A 19131-nucleotide genomic window follows, 5' to 3' on the forward strand; every position below is an offset into this window, starting at 1 on the left:
CAGCCCAATGAATGCCCATGACTTTGACCTGTTTGTAATCGGTGGCGGCAGCGGCGGCGTGCGTGCCGCGCGCATGGCCGCGCAGCGCGGCGCACGCGTGGCGCTGGCGGAGATGCAGGGCGAAAGCGGCCTGGGCGGCACCTGCGTCAACGTCGGCTGCATTCCCAAGAAGCTCTACAGCTATGCCGCGCATTACGCCGAGTCCTTCGAGGAGTCGCATGGCTTTGGCTGGGAGGGCGCCGCGCCGGTGCTGAATTGGGGCACGCTCAAGGCCAACCGCGCACGCGAGATCGCGCGCCTCAACAGCATCTACGGCCATCTGCTGACGGGTGTCGGGGTCGAGGTGTTCGATGCCTTTGCGCGCCTCGATGGCCCGCACGCGGTGGTGCTGCGCGGCGCCGCAGGCAGCGAGGAGCGGCGCTTCACCGCCAAGCACATCCTGATCGCCACCGGCGGCACGCCGTTCCGGCCCGAGATCGACGGCGGCGAGCATGTCATCGACTCGAATGCGATCTTCGACCTGGAGCCGTTTCCCAAGCGCCTGCTGGTGGTCGGCGGCGGCTATATCGCCTGCGAGTTCGCCTCGATCTTCAACGGCCTGGGCGCGCGGGTCACGCAGCTGTACCGCGGCGAACAGGTGCTGCGCGGCTTCGACGACGAGATCCGCGAATTCGTCGCCAAGGAAATGGGCAAGACCGGCGTCGACCTGCGCCTGAACGCCGATGTCGCGGCAATCACGCGCACGTCCGAGGGCCTGCAGGTGAAGCTGCAGGACGGCAATGAACTGCAGGCCGACGCCGTGCTCTACGCCACCGGCCGCGTGCCGCTGACCCAGGGCCTGGGCCTCGAGACCGCCGGCGTGGCCATCGGCAAGAATGGCGCGGTGCTGGTCGATGAGCGCTACCAGACCAGCATTCCCTCGGTCTATGCCGTGGGCGATGTCACCAGCCGCGTGCAGCTGACGCCGGTGGCGCTGGCCGAAGCCATGGTCGTCGTCGACCAGCTGTTCGGCCCGGCCGCGGGCAAGCCCGCGCGCAGCATGAACTACGACTTCATTCCCACGGCGGTGTTCACCCATCCGAGCATCGGCACCGTGGGCCACAGCGAGTCGCAGGCCCGGCAGATGTTTGGCGACGTGACCATCTTCCGCAGCGAATTCAAGGCGCTCCGGCACACGCTGTCGGGCAGCTCGGAGCGCACGCTGATGAAGCTGGTGGTCGAGACCGCGACCGACCGCGTGGTCGGCCTGCACATGGTGGGCGCCGAGGCCGGCGAAATCGTGCAGGGCTTTGCCGTGGCGATGAAGGCCGGCGCCACCAAGGCGATTTTCGACAGCACCATCGGCATCCACCCCACGGCCGCCGAGGAGTTCGTCACCATGCGCGAGCCGGTGAAGGCGGCGCCAGCGGGCTGATGCTGCAGGCGCAAGCCTGCGTCCTGGGGCGCTACCGCGGCGGCGCGGCCCGCGCCGGAATGAAGCGGTGCAGCAGGGCCGCCGCCAGCGCCGCCACCGCGCCCATGAAGGCGATGCCCGTGGCCAGCGTGGTCGCGGAAACGATCAGCGACAGCAGTGCCGGCCCGGCCGTGGCGCCGATGTCGGCCAGCAGGCGCCAGACGCCCAGGAAATAGGAGCGGCCCTGCACCGGCGCGTGGTCGGCGCCCAGCGTCATGTTCATGCCCGAGCTGATGCCGTTGCCAAAGCCGATCAGCATCGCCACCAGCACCAGCGCCGCGAAGCTGCCCGTGAGCGGCATCAGCAGCATGCCCGCGCCCATGATCAGCATGGCGGGCAGCGCGACCGCGCGCCGGCCCCGGGTGTCCATTACCTTGCCGGCGGGGTAGAACACCAGCGTCTCGATGGCGCCGGCCAGGCCGAACAGCAGCGAGGCCGCGGTGGGCGCCAGGCCCAGGTGGTCCGCCCACAGCGGCAGCACCACGCTGCGCGCGGCGCGCACCGCGCCCACCAGCAGGATGGCCAGGCCCAGCGTGAGGAAAATCCGGCGGTGGTCGGCAAAGGTCGACAGCAGCGAGACGCGCTTGCCGGACTGCGCGGCCTGGTGGCGCGGGTGGTCGGGCAGGTCCGGAATGCGCGCGCCCAGCGCCGCGGCGGACAGCACCGCGACGATGCCCACCGCAAACGCCGAGGACAGGCCGTGGAAGTGGATCACCGCGGCGCTCAGGAACGGCCCGATGAAGCTGCCGATGCGCACCACGCCGCCCAGCGCCGACAGCGCGCGCGCGCGGTGGCTCAGCGGCACCACCTCGGTCATGTAGCTCTGGCGCGCCAGGTTGTAGATGGCCTGCGACATGCCCATCATGAAGCAGCCGAGGGCAAACACGCCGTAATGCGTGGCGAAAAAGCACACCGCCATGCCCAGCGCGCTCCACAGCCCGGCCGTGACAATGGCCGCGCGCTCGCCCCAGCGCGCGATCAGCAGCGAGGCCGGGATATTGTTGAGCACGCAGCCAATGCTGATCAGCGTCACGGCCAGCGCCGCCATGGGAATCGACGCGCCGAGCTCGCGCGCCAGCAGCACGACGACCGGCAGGATGGCGCCGTCGCCAATGCCAAACAGCAGCGCCGGGCCAAACGCGGCCAGCGCGATCTTGCGAAAGGAAAAATCGTTCACGGGAGGCAATCCGAAAGAGCGCAGGGCCAGCCCGCGCCGGCGGGCGCCGCGGCCAGCGGGAAAGAGGTGTCAGGCGCGCGCTTCGGCGGGCGCGACGCTCGCGCCTTCGATGCCATGGCGCTTGAGCGCCGCGGCGACAAACCCGCTTTGCTTGCGCTCCTCGACAAACGCGTGCAGCAGCGCCGCAGCGGCTTCGCCGCGGCGGGTGGGTACACCCATCGCCTGCTGGATCAGCATGAAGCGCCCGGGCAAGAGGCGCAATCCGCCAATGCGCCGCGCATCGGCTTGCAACTGCTGCTTGACGCCCGCGGCGACATCGGCATTCGTGGCGACAAAGGTATCGACCACCGCCGGCGAGGTCGGCGCGCGCTCTATCGTTGCCTGGCGCAGTTCGCGGCTCAGATAGAGGTCGTAGGCGCTGCCCTTGCCCACCGTGACGCGCGTGCCGGGCTGGTCGACCTGTTCATTGGCCTGCAGCGGCGAGGCCTCGCGCACCAGGTAGGCGCCCTCGATCAGCACATAGGGCGCGGTAAAGCGTATGCCCTGGCCGCGCAGCGGGTCGATGGCAAAGAAGCCGATATCGGCCTGCTCGGCGGTGACGGCCTCGACCGACTTGCCCGCGGCATCGAACACGACCAGCTCCACCGGCACGCCCAGCCGTTCGCCGAACGCGCGCGCCAGATCGACCGACACGCCGCCCACTTCCCCGCTCTGCGCGTTGCGGTGCGCCAGAATCGGATTGCCCAGGTTGATGGAGGCGCGCAGCACGCCGGTGGGCGCGAAGGCTTGCAGGAGGTCGGGAGCGATGTGCATGGTGTGGCGGTTCAGGGTTTGAGAATGGCGCTGATCTTCTCGAGGTTGCGCAGCGTGCTCGACAGATGCACATGCATGGCCTGCGCGGCTTCGTCGTTGCGTCCGCGCTCGAGCAGGTCCAGCAATTGCAGGTGTTGTTCGCAGTGCTCGCGGTAGCGCGAGCGCTCCTGCATCGAGCGGTAGGACAGCAGCCGGCGCACGCGGTTCACGCGCCGGATGGTGTCGATGAAAAACGGATTGCCCGAGCCTTCGACCAGCGACTCGTGGAAGCGCACGCCGCGCTCGTGCAGCGCCGCGGCGCTGTCGGTGGCAATGCCGCCCTGCAGCAAATGCCGCTCGGCCGCGCGGCAGCGCTCGATGACTTCGGGCGCGAGGCGATAGCCGGGCTCGAGCAGCGCCGCGGGCTCGAGCGCGAGCCGCAGCCGGTAGGACTGCAGCAGGCTGTCGGCCGTGGTCAGCATCGCGGAAAACGTCCAGCCGTAGCCGGGCTTCTTCTCGGCCCAGCCTTCGCTGGCGATGCGCGCCATCACGCTGCCCAGCTGCGCCGGCGTGAGGCCGTAGCGCTGGCGGATCTCGGTTTCCTTGAAGTCGCTGGGCAGCAGCCCGCGCAGCCGGTCGTCGGCAATGCGGAAGTAGACATCGGCCACGACATTGGTCTCGTCGATGCCCAGCTTCTCGGCCAGGTCCTTGGCCGGCAGCTGCACCGGTTCGGCAAGAAAATAGCCGCGGTTGGCCTCGCGCCGCAGGATCTGCTTTTCGGCGAGCAGCGCCAGCGCCTCGTTGATCGGCGAGCGCGACACGCGCAGGCGGTCGGCGAGCAGTTGCGCCGGCAGGTGGCTGCCCACGGGCAGGCCCTCGGTCTGGATCAATTCCAGGATCTGGGTGGCAATGGTGGGTTCAGTCCGCATGGAAGCGGATTGTCCATGCAACGCGAACATTACGCAGCCATCTGCTCGCGATGTTCGGCCAGCATGCGCTGCAGCGTCGAAGGAATGACGCCGCCGGCACGCAGCAGCGCGACTTCAAGCTGGGTTTCCACGGCGGCCGTCGCCGTCAGTTGCTCACTGCCGCCATGGGCGCGCAGGATGCGCACCGGCACGGCGCAGCGCGGCTCGATGGCGTCGGGCAGCGCCTCCACGGCAATGCGGTCGCCCGGCGCCAGCTGCAGCGATAACGGCGTGACGCCCGCAGGAAAGCGCAGCGGCAGGATGCCCATGCCGATCAGGTTCGAGCGGTGGATGCGCTCGAAGCTGTTGGCCAGCACGCTGCGGATGCCCAGCAGGCGCTGGCCCTTGGCCGCCCAGTCGCGCGACGAACCCGTGCCATAGCGCTCGCCCGCGACCAGCACCACGGAGTCGCCCTCGGCCGCATAGCGCCGCGCCGCGTCATACAGCGGCATGACCGCGCCGCTGGGCACATGGAGCGTGTGCGCCACCGGCACCCCGGGCGCGAGCAGGTTCTTCAGCGTCTTGCTGTGGAAGGCGCCGCGCACCATGACCTCCCAGTTGCCACGGCGCGAGGCAAACACATTCAGGTCGCCCCGGTCGTCGCCGCGCTCGACCAGGAAGTCCGCCACCAGGCTGTCGCGCGGAATCGCGCTGGCCGGCGAGATATGGTCGGTGGTGATGTCGTCGCCCACGACCAGCAAGGGATAGGCGCTGAATTGCCCCAGCAGGCTGCCCTCGCCCAGGTCGGCGAACGGCGGGCGGCGCAGCGCGGTGGACTGCGGCGCCCAGGGATAGAGCGGCGTGCTGGGCGCGGGCAGTTGGTGCCACAGCGGATTCCAGGTGGCGATCTGGAATGCGCGGCGGTAGTCGGCGGGATCCTGCGATGCGGACAGCCAGGCCTCGATCTCCTCGGGCGTAGGCCAGAGGTCGTGCAGGAAGACCTCGCGGCCTGCGGGCGTGACCTGGATCGGATCGACGCGCAGGTCGACCTCGGCGTTGCCGGCCAGCGCAAACGCAATCACCAGCGGCGGCGACATCAGAAAGCCCAGGTCGAGATCGGGATGCACGCGGCCCGCGAAGTTGCGGTTGCCCGACAGTACGGCCACCGGGTGGATCGCGCCCGCGGCCATGGCCGCCTGGACTGCGGGCAGCAGCTGGCCCGGATTGCCGATGCAGGTCGTGCAGCCATAGCCAACGATATCGAAACCCACGGCCGACAGGTCTTCGGTGAGCCCGGCGCGCGCCAGATAGTCGGCGGCCGCGGGCGAGCCCGGGCCGGTCGAGGTCTTGACCCAGGACGGCACTTTCAAACCCAGCGCGCGCGCCTTGCGCGCCACCAGCCCGGCCGCGACCAGCAGCCGCGGGTCCGAGGTATTGGTGCAGCTGGTGATGGCGGCAATGACGATCGGATGGCGCGGCATCCCGCCGGCACGGCCCTTGGGCTGGAAATCCAGGGCCTTGAGCAACTCGGCGGTTTCGCCAAAGCCACGCAGATCCTGCGGCCGGCGCGGGCCGGCGACATGCATGCCAATGCTGTCCAGGTCGACATCGATGCTGCGCGTGAAGCGCGGCGTGGCGGCGGGATCGAACCACAGGCCGATGGCCTGGGTCAGCACGCGCACGCGCTCGATGGCCTCGGCGCTGCGCCCCGTCGTGCGCAGATAGTCGAGCGTCGCCTCATCGACGGGAAAGAATCCCGTGGTCGCGCCATATTCCGGCGCCATGTTGGCCACGACGGCGCGGTCGCCCGCGGTCAGCGTCGCCACGCCGGGGCCAAAGAACTCGACAAATTCGCCCGACACGCCGATGGCGCGCAGCCGGCTGGTCACGGTGAGCGCCAGGTCGGTGGCCAGCACGCCCGGGCGCAGCCGGCCGGACAGGCGCACGCCGATCACCTCGGGAATGCGCAGCATGGTCGGCAGGCCGAACATCACCGTCTGCGCCTCGAGGCCGCCCACGCCCCAGCCCAGCACGCCAATGCCGTTGATCATCGGCGTGTGGCTGTCGGTGCCGATCATCATGTCCGGCACCAGCCAGTCCTGGCCCGCGCGCTGCTCGGTCGTGACCACCGTGGCCAGTTGCTCGAGGTTGACGGTATGCATGATGCCCGTGCCTGGCGGGTGGATGCGCACACCCTGCAGCACCTTCGACGCCCACTGCAGGAAGCCATAGCGCTCGGCATTGCGCCGGATCTCGAATTCCATGTTGCGCTGCGGCGCATCGGGCCGCGCGAATGCCTCGACGGCCAGCGAGTGGTCGACCGAGACATCGACCGGCAGGCTCGAATTGAGCACCGACGGGTCCACGCCGGCCTCGGCCAGCGTGCTGCGCATCGCGGCCAGATCGACCAACGCCGGCGTGCTGGTGGTGTCGTGCATCAGCACCCGGCCCGGCTGGTAGGCGATTTCGGCTTCGCTGCTGCCGGTCTGGGTCCAGGCCAGCAGCGCCGCGATCGCGGCCGCGCGCTCGCTGCCCGCCATGTTGCGCGCGGCGTTTTCCAGCAGCAGGCGCAGCACCACGGGCATCTGCGCCAGCTGCGTGCCGGCGATGCCATGCAGATCGGTGGCCTGGTAGGCAATGCCATTGGCGCGCAGCGCCAGCACGGGGATCTCGGTGTTTTCCATGAGTCGTATTTTGCATTTACCGTGCATAAAATGCAAACCAGTGCAAACCCTAGCGACCGGGGCGCGGCGTTTCGCGTCCCTTTGCACCGGTCCAACCCGCCCGAGGAATTTCATGTACGCGTATGTCGGCAGCCGCACCACCCAGCAAAGAAATGCCCGCGGCGAAGGCATCAGCATCTTTCGCGTGGACCCCGCGCAGGGGGCGCTGGAGCTGGTGGATATTGCAAGAGGCCTCACCAACCCGTCGTTTCTGGCCCTGAGCCGCGACGGACGGTTTCTCTACACCGTGCATGGCGACGCATCGGAAGTCAGTGCCTTCGCGGTCGACCGCGCCACGGGCGCCCTGCGCTTCATCAACCGGCAGGACACGCAGGGCCGCAACCCGGTGCATCTGGCTTTCGATCCCAGTGGCCGCCATCTCGTCGTCTCGAACCACATTGGCGCCAGCCTGGCCGTTCTGCCCGTCAATCCCGACGGCTCGCTGGCTCCCCTGACCCAGTTGCTTGCGCTCGAAGGCCCGGTCGGGCCGCACCGTGTCGAACAGCAGCAGGCCAAGCCGCATTTCAATCCCTTCGACCCCTCGGGCCGCTATGTCGTGGTGCCCGACAAGGGGCTGGACCGCGTCTTCAGCTTTGCCTTCAGCGACGGCCGGCTGGTGCCCGCGGCCGCGCCCTGCGCGGTGGCGCGTGAAGCCAGCGGGCCGCGCCACCTGGCGTTCCATCCGCAGCTGCCGCTGGCCTATGTGGTCAATGAGCTCGACTCCACCGTGACCGGCTACCGCTTCGATGCCGCCACCGGCGCGCTCGCGCCGTTCCAGGTTCTTTCCGCGCTGCCCGACAGCTATGCGGGCAACAGCCGCGCGTCGGGCATTGCCATCGATGCCCGGGGCCGCTTCCTGTACGCCTCCAACCGCGGCTTCGACAGCATCGCGGTGTTTGCGATCGACGCGGCAACGGGACGGCTGGCATTTGTCGGCGCCCGGCCCTCGGGCGGCAAGACGCCGCGCTTTTTCGCCCTCTCGCCCAATGGCCGCTGGCTGTTTGCATTGAACGAGGACAGCGACTGCATCGTGACGTTCGCCATCGACCCGGCCACGGGAACGCTGGCCGAGGTCGGCGCCCCGGTGCACAGCAAGAGCCCGGTCTGCATGGTCTTTTCGGCCTGACGCGTGCGCACATCCCCACCTCAACCCAGGAGACCGCCATGAAACCCATCCTCTCTTGCAGCCTGCTGCTGTGCGCCGCGGCGCTCACCCCTGCCGCTTTTGCGCAAGGCGACTACCCGGCCAAGGCCATCACCATCGTCGTGCCGTTTTCCGCGGGCGGCGGCGTCGACGCCATGGCGCGGCTGCTTGCCGAGAAGCTGCGCGCGAGCCTGCAGCAGACGGTGCTGGTCGACAACAAGCCCGGCGCGAGCGGCATGGTCGGCGCGGCCGCGGTGAGCAAGGCCGCCGGCGACGGCTACACGCTGCTGCTCGGCTCCGCGGGCGAGACCAGCATCAACCCGCTGATCTACAAGAGCCGCATGCAATACCAGCCGCAGCGCGACCTGGCGCCGATCGGCCTGGTCGCGCGCGTGCCCAATGTGCTGGTCGCCAACCCGGGCCTGCCGGTCGGCAACCTGGCCGAACTCGCGGCCTACGCCGCCAAGAACCCCGGCAAGCTCAGCTATGCGACCAGCGGCGTCGGCAATCCGCAGCACCTCAACGGCGAACTGCTGCAATCGGTGCTGGGCGTGAAGATGCAGCATGTGCCCTACAAGGGCGCCTCCGGCCAACTGGTCGATGTGGCCTCGGGCGCGGTGGACCTGACTTTCGTCAGCTACGCCGGCGCGGCGCCATTTCTCAAGGGCAACCGCGTCAAGGCGCTGGCCGTGACCTCGGCCAAGCGCACCAGTTTCGCGCCCGAAATTCCCGCCATTGCCGAGACGCCAGCGGCCAAGGCCTATGACCTGGAGAACTGGTTTGGCGTGTTTGCGCCGGCCAAGACGCCGGCCGCCATCCAGGCCCGGCTCAGCGAGGCGATTGCCGCGGCGCTGAAAGACCCCGATCTCGCCCGGCGCCTGCGCGAACAGGGCGGCGAGCCCGAGCCCATGACCCAGGCCCAGTTCCGCGACTTCATCGCCCGCGAAAGCGCCAAGTACGCGCGCATTGTCGAGGCCGCCCACATCCTGCCCGAATAAGGCAGCGTTCCCCCAGGCGGCACCAGACCGCTTCATTTCAATCCCTCAGGAGACAAGCATGTCGTTCCATTTCGTGACCCGCCGCCGGCTGGTCGCTGGCGCAGCCCTGGCCGCGCTCGGCACCGCGGCCTTCGCCCAGCCCGCAGCGCCTGGCTATCCGGCCAAGCCCATCACCATCATCGTGCCCTTTGCCGCGGGCGGAAACACCGATGTCAAGACCCGGCTCGTGGCCAAGCGCATGGGCGAGATCCTGGGCCAGTCGGTGATCGTCGACAACAAGCCCGGCGCCAGCGGCAACATCGGCATGGAGCTCGCCGGCCGCGCCGCGCCCGACGGCTATACGCTGGCCATGGGCAGCTTCGGCCCGCTGGCGGTGAATCCCTGGATCTATCCCAAGCTGAACTTCGACCCCAAGGCCTTCGTGCCCATCATCCTGCTGGAGAAAAGCCCGCTGGTGCTGGTCGCGCCCATGGACCGGCCGTTCGGCAATGTCAACGAGGTCGTGGCCGCGGCCAAGGCCAGGCCCGGCCTGCTGAACATTGCCAACGCCGGCCCGGGCGGCGCCCACCATCTGTCGGCCGAACTGTTTGAAGCCGCGGCCGGCATCGACATGGTGGGCGTGCCCTTCAAGGGCGGCGGCCCGGCCTCGACGGCGCTGATGGCCGGCCAGGTGGACCTGATGTTCGAGCAGACCGGCGCGGCCATGCCGGCGATCCAGACCAAAAAGGTCAAACCCATTGCCGTGACCTCGGCGCAGCGCCTGCGCTTCATGCCCGACGTGCCGACCTTTGCCGAAGCCGGGTTTCCCGCGGTGACGGTCTCGAACTGGATGGGCTATGTCGCGCCCAGGGGCACGCCGCCCGAGATCGTGGCCAGGCTGCAGGCCGCATTCGCCAAGGCCATGGAGCACCCGGAAGTCAAGGACCGCATCGTCTCGCAGGGCAACGAGTTCGGCGGCGGCAGCAGCCAGGACTTCGCCGCCTTCATCGACAGCGAATCGGGCAAGTGGTCCAAGCTGGTGAAGGAACGCGGCATCCGCATGGAGTGAGCGGCGCGCGCCGCATCAAGCCTGGCGCGCAGTTGCCGCGGCGCGCCTGCGGCTCTTTTCCTCGGAGCTCGGGCAGTCCCGGGCCGCCTCCTGCTGCAGCCAGGCCAGAAATGCCGCAAGCCCGGGCCGGGACAGGCTTTCCTCGCGCCAGACGGCGTAATACGACAGCGGCGACAGCACGTTCAGTGCCGGCAGCAGCCGCACCAGCCGCCCCGCGGCCAGGTCGTCGCAGGCCATCACGCTGCGCGCCAGTGCAATGCCCTGCCCTTCGGCCGCGGCCTGCAGCACCGCGGCAGCGTTGTTGATGCGGTGCCCGCGCTCGACCGTCGCGCCCGGCACGCCGACGCGCTCGAACCAGGTCTGCCAGGTCACATAGCCCGAAGGGCCGTCGCCCGTCATGTCGTGGATCAGCGGGTGCCTGAGCAAATCGGCCGGCTCGCGTATGCGGGCCCTGGCCAGCAAGGCCGGCGAGCAGACCGGAAACACCGCTTCCTCCATGAGCTTTTGCGCGCAGAGTCCGGGCCAGCGGCCCGCGCCGTAGCGGATGCCCAGGTCGATGCGCTGCACGGCAAAGTCAAGCAGGCGCTGGCTGGTGTCCAGCAGCAGTTCGGTGCCCGGCTGCTGCGCCGAGAAGCGCTCGATGCGCGGCAGCAGCCATTTGGAGGCAAAGGCCGGGCTCATGGTCAGTTTCAGCACCTCGTGCGCGGGCGCCTGCCTGAGCCGGGCCAGGCCCAGGCCCAGGCGCTCGAAACCGGCGCGGATATCGGGCAGCGCGGCCAGCGCGGCTTCGGTGGGCACGATGCGCTGGCGGCCGCTGGCCACGCGCGTGAACAGCGCCACGCCCAGCCACTGCTCCAGGCCGCGCACCAGCTGGCCCACGGCCGCTGAACTCACGTTCAATTCATCGGCTGCCGCCGAAAAGCTCTGGTGGCGCGCGGCGGCTTCGAAGGCCTTGAGGGCATTGAGATGGGCGGGGGCAGTCATGGGAAAGAATTTCTTGGGCGGCCGCAAAGAATAAGCCGTTTGCGCCGTCGCCGGGAACAGAGAAGAATTCAACCCTGCTCCGGTAGCCTACCCTTGGCAAAACGGACAAGAAAAAATTTGCGGCGCATTCCAACCCCTCACCCTCCCATGCACATCAACGCCGATTTCACGCTCGCGGCCAGCGTCAGGCCCGAGAACCATCAGTGGATTGCCTCGCCACAAGCCGGCGTCGAGCGCGTCATGCTCGACCGCGTGGGTGCCGAAGTCGCGCGCGCCACCAGCCTGGTGCGCTATGCGCCGGGCTCGGACTTTCGTGCCCACCGCCATGCGGGCGGCGAGGAAATCCTGGTGCTGTCGGGCGTCTTCTCCGACGAGCATGGCGACTATCCCGCGGGCTGGTACCTGCGCAATCCGCCGGGCTCGTCGCACAGCCCGCGCAGCGCTCCGGGCGCGGTGATCTTCGTGAAGCTCCAGCAGATGCGCGACGACGAAACGCAGACGGTACGCATCGATACGCGCGATGCGGCCCGCTGGCAGGCGGCCGACGGCCGCGCGGTCTGCCGGCTCTTCGACGATGCGCACGAACAGGTGTCCATGCTGCGCCTGCCCGGCGCTGCGCCGCTGACCGTCCCGGAACGCGACGGCATGGAGCTGCTGGTCATTTCCGGCGCGCTGTCGGTCGATGGCATACCGCATCCCGCAGGCAGCTGGATCCGGCTGCCACCTGGGGCGCATCCTGCCATGCAGGCGCTGGAAGACACGCAGGTCTATGCCAAGACCGGTCCGGGGCTCTGGCCCACCGACAGTGCCGCAGCCGAGGGCCGTACGCCATGACCATCAACCTTTCGGTGCTGCGCCTTGCCGCCGCCCAGGCGCTGTCGGGCGCCAACTCCATCGTGGTCTATGCCAGCGGCGCGATCATCGGCCATATGCTCGCGCCGCGGCCCGAGTGGGCCACGCTGCCCATCACCATGTTCGTGGTCGGCATGGCGCTGGCCACGCTGCCCGCGGGACACATTGCGCGGCGCCATGGACGCGCGCGCGCCTTCCTGCTGGGCAATCTTTGCGGTGTGCTGATGGGCCTGCTGGCCGCGCTGGCCATCGTCCAGCAGTCGTTTGCGCTGTTCTGCCTGGCCACGCTGCTGGGCGGCGCCTACGCGGCCGTGGTGCTGACGTTCCGGTTTGCCGCGGCGGAATGCGTGACGCCCGAGGAGAAGCCGCGGGCGCTGTCCCTGGTGCTGGCGGGCGGCGTGCTGGCCGGCGTGGTCGGGCCGCAGATGGTCAGCGCCACCATGAATGCCTGGCCGCCCCATGCCTATGCGCTGACCTATGTCTGCTCCGCGGCGGTGGCCGTGCTGTCGGCGCTTGTGCTGCGGGGCGTGAAGCTCAACGCGGTGAAGCCGCCGGCGGCGGGCGCCGCGGTGCGCCCGCTGGGGCCCATCCTGCGCCAGCCGCTGTTCATGGCGGCGCTGCTGTGCGGCACCATCAGCTATCTGCTGATGAATTTCATGATGACCAGCGCCCCGCTGGCGATGGAGCTGTGCGGCATCTCGCGCCACCATTCCAATATCGGCATCGAGCTGCATGTCGTTGCCATGTATGCTCCGAGCTTTTTCACCGGCCGACTGCTCCAACGCTTTGGCGAGCTGCGCGTCATACTTGCCGGGCTGCTGCTCACGGCCTGCGCGGCGGCCACCGGGCTGATGGGCCTGAGCGTCGAACATTTCTGGGTCGGGCTGGTATTGCTGGGGCTGGGCTGGAATTTCGGCTTCCTCGGCGCATCGGCACTGGTGCTCAAGTGCCATGCGCCCGAAGACGGCCCGCGCGTGCAGTCGATCAACGATTTCGTGGTGTTCGGCGCCATGGCCATCGGCTCGTTTGCCTCGGGCGGCCTGCTTGCGGCCTACGGCTGGCAGTGGGTCACGGGCCTGATGCTGCCGTCCGTGGCGCTGGCGGTGCTGGCCTTGCTGTGGCTGGCGAAGAAACCCGCCATGGCCGCATTCCCCTCACCTGACGACAAATGACGAGTTCCCTGGTATCGATGCTGCCCGCAAACCTGCCGGCGCATCTGCTTTTCATGCTGTTCGTGGCGTTCTCGGTCTATGTGCAGACGCTCACCGGTTTTGCCTTGTCGCTGATGCTGCTGGGGCTGGTGGGACTGACGCATCTGTTTCCGCTGCCCGATGCGGTGAATGCGGTTTCCTTCCTGACCATCATCAATGCCGCGACTTTCCTGCAGCGCCGGCGCCCGATGCGCATCGAGCCCGTCATGATGGTGGCGGTGCTGGCCAGCATGGCGGGCTCGTTCATCGGCATGGGCATACTGGTCTATCTGGCGGCCAACGCGCTGCAACTGCTGCGCACGCTGCTGGGGCTGATCATCATCGGCTGCGCGCTGCTGCTGTGGCGCATGGGCCAGCCGCGCGCCACCCCCTCGCCGCCGCGCGTTTTCGCAGCGGTGGGCGCGCTGTCGGGCGTGCTTGGCGGCCTGTTCTCGGCTGCCGGTCCGCCGCTGGTGTATGTGGTCTACCGCCAGCCCTGGCCGCTGGCGCGCATCCAGGAGTCGCTGATCTTCGCGTTTGGCGTGGGCGCGCTGCTGCGGCTGGTGGTGCTGGGCCTCGCCGGGCAGATCGGCGCGCAGTCGCTGCTGCTCGCGGCCGAGGCGATTCCGGTGGTGCTGCTGGTGACGCTGCTGAGCGCCAACCGCAAGCCGCCGGTCTCGCGCGAAACGCTCAAGCACCTGGTCTGCCTGCTGCTGATTGCCGCGGGGGTGGGGATGCTGGCCTGAGGCGCCACGGCCTTTGCGCCGGCGGCTTGCCGGCGCTGTCGCTCAGGGCAGCCGTGCCGACGGCGTGATCTGGCGCGGATCGGTGCTGAGTTCCAGCAGCGAGAATCCCGCTACCTGGCGCGCGCGCGCCAGCGCCGCAGGAAAGTCTTCGGTGCTGTCCACGCGTTCGGCATGCGCGGCGCCCATGGCCCGGGCCAGCGCCACATAGTCGGGGCCGACCAGGCGCGTGCCGCTGACCCGGCCCGGGTAGTGGTTCTCCTGGTGCATGCGGATGGTGCCGTACATGCCGTTATTGACCACGAGCACCACCAGGCGCGCGCCGTGTTCGGCGGCGGTGGCCAACTCCTGCGGGTACATCAGGAAGCAGCCGTCGCCGGCGACGCACAGCACCTCGCGTTCGGGGTGGCGCAGCGCGGCGGCCACGGCGGCGGGCACGCCGTAGCCCATGGCCCCGCAGGTGGTGGCCAGCTCGGTGCGCGCCGCGCGGTACTGGTAGAAGCGATGCAGCCAGACCGAATAATTGCCGGCGCCGTTGGTGACCAGGGCGTCGTCCGGCAGCACGGCGCTCGCATGCGCGACGGCCTGGCCCAGATCGACGCCCACGGCCTCGGCCACGCGCCCGGGCGGCTGGCTGAAGGCTGCATGGGCCTGGCGCGCGGCCAGGGTCCAGCCATCCCAGGGCCGGCTGGCGGGCGCGGCCAGCGCCGCCAGTGCGGCGATGGCGCATGCGGTGTCGGCCTGCACCCCGATGTCCGGGCGGTAGACGCGCCCGATCTCGCCCGCATCGGGGTGGATGTGGATCAGCCTTTGCCGCGGCACCGGAACCTCGAGCAGCGTATAGGAGTCGGTCGAGACATCCCCCAGCCGCGTGCCGATGGCCAGGATCAGGTCGGCTCCCTTGACGGCCTCCTTGAGGCGCGGGTTCATGCCCAGGCTCAGGTGGCCCACGTACTGCGGGCTGCGGTTGTCCAGCGCATCCTGGCGCCGGAAAGCGCAGGCCACGGGCAGGTTCCAGGCGGCCGCGAAACGCTGCAACTGCTGCGCTGCCGCTGCGCTCCAGCCGCTGCCGCCGGCCACCACCAGCGGCTGGCGTGCCGCCTGCAGCGCCTGCGCGATCTGCGCCAGCGCCGCATCGGAGGGCGGTACGGCCTGCAATGCGCAGGCGGCAAAGGCCATGGTTTGCGTGGTCTCGACCAGCATGTCCTCGGGCAGCGACACCACCATCGGGCCCGGGCGGCCCGAGACCGCGGTGTGGAAGGCGCGCGCCACGATCTCGGCCATGCGCGAAGCGTCCGTGACCTCGACCACCCATTTGGCGAGGCCGCCGAACATGGCCTGGTAATCGACCTCCTGGAACGCGTCCCGGCCGACCTGGCGGCGCGCGATCTGGCCGACAAACAGGATCATCGGCGTGGAGTCCTGCTGCGCGATATGCACGCCGATGCTGGCGTGGGTGGCGCCCGGCCCGCGCGTGACCATGCAGATGCCCGGGCGCCCGGTCATCTTGCCGTCGGCCTCGGCCATGTTGGCCGCGCCGCCTTCGTGCTTGGTCACGATCAGCTCGATGCTGCCGCGCGCATCGTGCAGCGCATCCAGCACCGCCAGATAGCTTTCGCCGGGCACGCAGAACACGCGGTCAACGCCGTGCAGGCGCAGCGCGTCGACCAATACCTGTGCCGCGGTGCGCGGGGTGGCGGAGGCGGCGGTCCGGGAGGGGGTGTCTTCAAGCATGGGCATTTCCTGTGGTGAGCGGGCGGCAAGCCGGCCCGGATTGGCACGCAGTTTAGAAGCCGCTGGCGCCGGGCGCAGCGCGATTTGCGCAGGGCAGCCGTGCCGAAATCGCGTTGCCGCGCGGGGCCCGGTTTTTCTAGCATGGTCGCTGACGGCACGGCTGCGAAACCGTGGCCGCCACCCCCGCCCGCCGGCCTTTGCCGCGGCGCCAAAAAGGAGACAAGACATGCGCAAGAACATTCCCGGCAGGCGCGCCCTGCTGCTCAAAGCCGCCGCTGCCGCCGCCGCGGCCCACTGGCCGGTCACGCCGGCCCTGGCCGCCGATGCCTGGCCCGAGCGCAGCATCACCTACATCGTGCCGTTCACGCCGGGCGGCGCCACCGATATCCTGGGCCGGCTCTACAGCCAGGCGCTGGCCCAGAGCCTGAAGGTGCCGGTGGTGGTGGAGAACATCGGCGGCACCGGCGGCAGCCTGGGCTCGGCCAAGGCCGCGCGCGCCAAACCGGACGGCTACACGCTGGTCGGCGGCACCATCAGCTCGCATGCGATCAACATCAGCATCTACCCCTCCGTGGGCTACGACCCGGTCAAGTCGTTCGAGCCGGTGATCCTGAGCGGCACGCTGCCCAATGTCATGCTGGTGCGCGCCGACGGGCCGTTCAAGACGCTGGACGACGTCATTGCCGCCGGCAAGAAGCCCGGCAGCCGCATCAGCTACGGCTCCGCAGGCGTGGGCTCGTCGCAGCACCTGACCGGCGCCTTGTTCGCGCTGGAGACCGGCACCGAGTTGCTGCATGTGCCGTACAAGGGCTCCGGGCCGGCGCTGCAGGCGCTGATGTCCGGCGAGATCGACCTGCTGTTCGACAACATCACGCCCGGCATTCCCTTTGTCAACGCCGGCCGGCTGCGCGCGCTGGGCGTGACGTCGCTGCAGGAATCGCGCTCGCTGCCCGGCGTCAAACCGCTGGCGCAGCAGGGCCTGGCGGGCTTCGAGGTGCTGTCATGGCAGGCCGTGTTCGCGCCGGCCGGCACGCCCGCGCCCATCATCGACAAGCTGCATCGGCACATGGCCGCCACGCTGAAACAGCCCGAGGTGCAGGAAAAGCTCGCCGCGCTGGGGCTGGACGTCTCGGGCGCGGGCCCGCAGGCGCTGCGCGCGCTGCAGCGCCGCGAGGTGGCCAAATGGGCCGAGGTGGCGCGCCGCGCCCAGGTCAAGCTGGACTGACAGGCCTCCATGAGCACACTCCAGCACATCCATGCCCTGGCGGATTTCGAGGCCCCGGCGCGCCGCAGGCTGCCGCGCCAGCTGTTCAGCTACATCAGCAATGGCGCGGACGATGAGTCCTCGCTGCGCGCGAACCGCGCGGCGTTCGGGCGCTATGCGTTCGTGCCGCGCATGCTCGAGGGCGTGGCCCGGCGCTCGCAGCAGATCGAGCTGTTCGGCCAGACCTACCAGTCGCCGTTCGGCATCTCTCCGGTCGGCCTTGCGGCCATGTGGTGCTACCGCGGCGACCTGGTGCTGGCCCAGGCGGCGCAGCAGCTGGGCATTCCCGCGGTGATGAGCGGGGCCTCGCTGATTCCCATGGAGGAAGTGGCCGCCGCCGCGCCCGGCACCTGGTTCCAGGCCTATATGCCGGGCGAGCCGGCGCGCGTCGAGGCGCTGATCGCGCGCATCGCGCAGGCCGGCTTCAAGACCCTGGTGGTGACGGTGGACCTGCCGGTGCAGGTCAATCCCGAGCGCTACCTGAAGAATGGCTTCAGCACGCCGCTGCGCCCCAGCCTGCGGCTGGCCTGGGACGGCCTCAGCCATCCGCGCTGGCTTGCCGGCACCTTCCTGAAGACGCTGGCGCGGCATGGCATGCCGCACTTCGAGAACTGGCGCGCCGAGCGCGGCGCGCCGATCCTCGCGGCGCGCGCCGAACGCGACTTCCAGGCGCGCGATCACCTGGACTGGACGCACCTGGGCGTCATGCGCGAGCTGTGGAAGGGGCCGCTGGTGGTCAAGGGCATCCTGCGCTGGCAGGACGCGGTGAAGGCGCAGAAGCTGGGCGTCGACGGCATCATCGTCTCCAACCACGGCGGCCGGCAGCTCGATGGCGCGATCTCGCCGCTGCGCGTGCTGCCGGAAATCGTGCAGGCCGCCCCCGGGCTCACGGTGATGATGGACAGCGGCATCCGCCGCGGCAGCGATGTGCTCAAGGCGCTGGCGCTGGGCGCGCGCTGCGTGTTCAACGGCCGCTCCTTCAACTATGCGGCCACCGTGGCCGGGCCCGAGGGCGTGCGCCATGCGATCCAGATCCTGCGCAGCGAAGTGCAGCGCAACATGGCCTTGCTGGGCATCAACCGGCTGGACGAACTCGATGCCGCGCTGGTGCGCGACCAGCGGCGCGACTGAGGCGGCCGCCGCTCAGCCAGTCACCGCGTGCACCCCTGGCCACTGGCCCTGTTTGACCAGCGTGGCCACCACCTGGCGCAGCACCTGGGTGGTCTCCCATAGGCCGCTCGCGGCCGGCCGGTTCAGGGCCGTGGCGATGGCCACGGCGCGCAGCGCCTCGTCGCCGGCCAGGCGCACGGCCTGCAGCTGGCCGCGTTCGACCTCCTCCTGCACCGCGGCCAGCGGCAGCAGCGTGCAGCCATGGCCGGCCGCGACCAGGCGCCGCGTCATGAAGGTCGAGCCATCGCATTCCATGGCCACCTGCAGCCGCTTGCCATGGCGCTGGGCCCAGCTCTCGGCCAGGCCGCGCAGCCCGTGCCGCGTGGTCGGCAGCACCAGCGGCAGATCCAGCAGCGCGCCGATCGGCAGCGGATCGGACGGACGCCGCCAGCCCGGCGGCAGCACGCAGTACAGCGGCTCCTGCAGCAGCAGATCGTGGTCGACGATGCGCGACTGGGTGGGCACGTAAAGCAGCGCCACGTCGATCTTGCCTTCCTGCAGCCAGTCCACCAGCTGGTGGCCCATGCCTTCGACGAAGCGGATGCGCGCGCGCGCGAAGCGCGCCTGCAAGGCATGGCCCAGCGCGCCGAAGGTCATCTGGGCCAGGGTCGGCATCGCGGCAACGACGATCTGCGAGGGGCCGTCGGCCGCCAGGTCCGCCGCCACCCGGCGCGTGTGCTGCAGCGCATCGACCACCTTGCGCGCCTCGATCAGCAGCAGCGCGCCGGCATCGGTGGGCACCATGCCGCGGCCGCTGCGGTGGAACAGCTTCACGCCGGCCTCGTCCTCGAGCCGGCCGATATGCCGGGTCAGCGTCGACGGCTCCATGCCCAGCGCCGAAGCCGCCCGGGAGATGCTGCCGCTTTCCGCCACGATATGAAAATATTCCAGCGCGCCAAGGTCCATGGCCGGAATATACCGGTGCCGCAGCGCCGGCCCGCGGATCAGCGG

General features: G+C 69.6%; 16 protein-coding genes. 9 read left to right on the forward strand and 7 right to left on the reverse strand.

What is annotated here, in order from left to right; genetic code table 11:
* Positions 1–7 precede the first annotated feature (7 nt).
* Positions 8–1414, forward strand: a complete 1407-nt coding sequence (gorA, locus tag HUK68_RS21750) for a glutathione-disulfide reductase (protein WP_175506325.1) — start codon at positions 8–10, stop codon at positions 1412–1414.
* 31 nt (positions 1415–1445) lie between these two features.
* Here gorA and HUK68_RS21755 read toward each other — a convergent pair whose 3' ends face one another.
* From HUK68_RS21755 to acnA, 4 genes are all read right to left on the reverse strand, one after another.
* Entirely contained in the window at positions 1446–2630 is a 1185-nt protein-coding gene (locus HUK68_RS21755; RefSeq protein WP_244146385.1) for an MFS transporter, read from the reverse strand.
* 69 nt (positions 2631–2699) lie between these two features.
* Complete coding sequence (locus HUK68_RS21760) at positions 2700–3443, reverse strand: ABC transporter substrate-binding protein (RefSeq protein ID WP_175506326.1); 744 nt, start codon at positions 3441–3443, stop codon at positions 2700–2702.
* An 11-nt stretch (positions 3444–3454) separates the two neighbouring features.
* A complete protein-coding gene (locus tag HUK68_RS21765) occupies positions 3455–4351 on the reverse strand; it encodes a GntR family transcriptional regulator (RefSeq protein WP_175506327.1) in 897 nt (298 codons plus the stop codon).
* 29 nt (positions 4352–4380) lie between these two features.
* Complete coding sequence (gene acnA, locus HUK68_RS21770; RefSeq protein WP_175506328.1) at positions 4381–7014, reverse strand: aconitate hydratase AcnA; 2634 nt, start codon at positions 7012–7014, stop codon at positions 4381–4383.
* Between the two features lie 112 nt (positions 7015–7126).
* Here acnA and HUK68_RS21775 point away from each other — a divergent pair, with 112 nt between their 5' ends.
* From HUK68_RS21775 to HUK68_RS21785, 3 genes are read left to right on the forward strand one after another with little or no spacing between them, the layout of a single operon-like run.
* Positions 7127–8179, forward strand: coding sequence for a lactonase family protein (locus HUK68_RS21775; protein ID WP_175506329.1), 1053 nt, complete (start codon positions 7127–7129; stop codon positions 8177–8179).
* Positions 8180–8217: 38 nt separating this feature from the next.
* Positions 8218–9195 carry a Bug family tripartite tricarboxylate transporter substrate binding protein gene (locus tag HUK68_RS21780; RefSeq protein WP_175506330.1) on the forward strand — a complete coding sequence of 326 codons (978 nt, stop codon included), beginning with the start codon at positions 8218–8220 and terminating at the stop codon, positions 9193–9195.
* 58 nt (positions 9196–9253) lie between these two features.
* Positions 9254–10243, forward strand: coding sequence for a Bug family tripartite tricarboxylate transporter substrate binding protein (locus tag HUK68_RS21785; protein WP_175506331.1), 990 nt, complete (start codon positions 9254–9256; stop codon positions 10241–10243).
* A 15-nt stretch (positions 10244–10258) separates the two neighbouring features.
* Here the strand turns inward: HUK68_RS21785 and gcvA are convergent, their stop codons facing one another.
* Positions 10259–11227, reverse strand: a complete 969-nt coding sequence (gene gcvA / locus HUK68_RS21790; RefSeq protein ID WP_175506332.1) for a transcriptional regulator GcvA — start codon at positions 11225–11227, stop codon at positions 10259–10261.
* Positions 11228–11374: 147 nt separating this feature from the next.
* Here gcvA and HUK68_RS21795 point away from each other — a divergent pair, with 147 nt between their 5' ends.
* Genes HUK68_RS21795 through HUK68_RS21805 form a run of 3 tightly spaced genes read left to right on the forward strand, consistent with a single transcriptional unit; the run spans position 11375 to position 14015 of the window.
* The gene (locus HUK68_RS21795; protein ID WP_175506333.1) at positions 11375–12061 is read left to right on the forward strand and encodes a cupin domain-containing protein; all 687 of its coding nucleotides are present in this window, start codon (positions 11375–11377) and stop codon (positions 12059–12061) included.
* Entirely contained in the window at positions 12058–13251 is a 1194-nt protein-coding gene (locus HUK68_RS21800) for an MFS transporter (protein ID WP_175506334.1), read from the forward strand. The genes HUK68_RS21795 and HUK68_RS21800 overlap by 4 nt, the downstream gene beginning before the upstream one ends.
* Positions 13248–14015 carry a TSUP family transporter gene (locus HUK68_RS21805; protein ID WP_244146386.1) on the forward strand — a complete coding sequence of 256 codons (768 nt, stop codon included), beginning with the start codon at positions 13248–13250 and terminating at the stop codon, positions 14013–14015. Before HUK68_RS21800 ends, HUK68_RS21805 begins: the two co-directional genes overlap by 4 nt.
* 42 nt (positions 14016–14057) lie before the next feature.
* On the opposite strand, the gene HUK68_RS21810 is transcribed toward HUK68_RS21805, so the two are convergent.
* Positions 14058–15746: a thiamine pyrophosphate-binding protein gene (locus tag HUK68_RS21810; protein ID WP_175506335.1), complete on the reverse strand. Its 1689-nt coding sequence runs from the start codon at positions 15744–15746 to the stop codon at positions 14058–14060.
* Positions 15747–15972: 226 nt separating this feature from the next.
* Between HUK68_RS21810 and HUK68_RS21815 the strand changes: the two genes are divergently transcribed.
* Together HUK68_RS21815 and HUK68_RS21820 are read left to right on the forward strand one after the other, a co-directional pair.
* On the forward strand, positions 15973–16971 hold the full coding sequence (locus HUK68_RS21815; protein ID WP_175506336.1) for a Bug family tripartite tricarboxylate transporter substrate binding protein: 999 nt from the start codon (positions 15973–15975) through the stop codon (positions 16969–16971).
* 9 nt (positions 16972–16980) lie between these two features.
* On the forward strand, positions 16981–18141 hold the full coding sequence (locus tag HUK68_RS21820; RefSeq protein ID WP_175506337.1) for an alpha-hydroxy acid oxidase: 1161 nt from the start codon (positions 16981–16983) through the stop codon (positions 18139–18141).
* A gap of 12 nt (positions 18142–18153) precedes the next feature.
* Here HUK68_RS21820 and HUK68_RS21825 read toward each other — a convergent pair whose 3' ends face one another.
* Positions 18154–19086, reverse strand: a complete 933-nt coding sequence (locus HUK68_RS21825) for a LysR family transcriptional regulator (protein ID WP_175506338.1) — start codon at positions 19084–19086, stop codon at positions 18154–18156.
* Positions 19087–19131 lie beyond the last annotated feature (45 nt).

Source organism: Comamonas antarctica, assembly GCF_013363755.1.
GTDB lineage: Bacteria > Pseudomonadota > Gammaproteobacteria > Burkholderiales > Burkholderiaceae_C > Comamonas > Comamonas antarctica.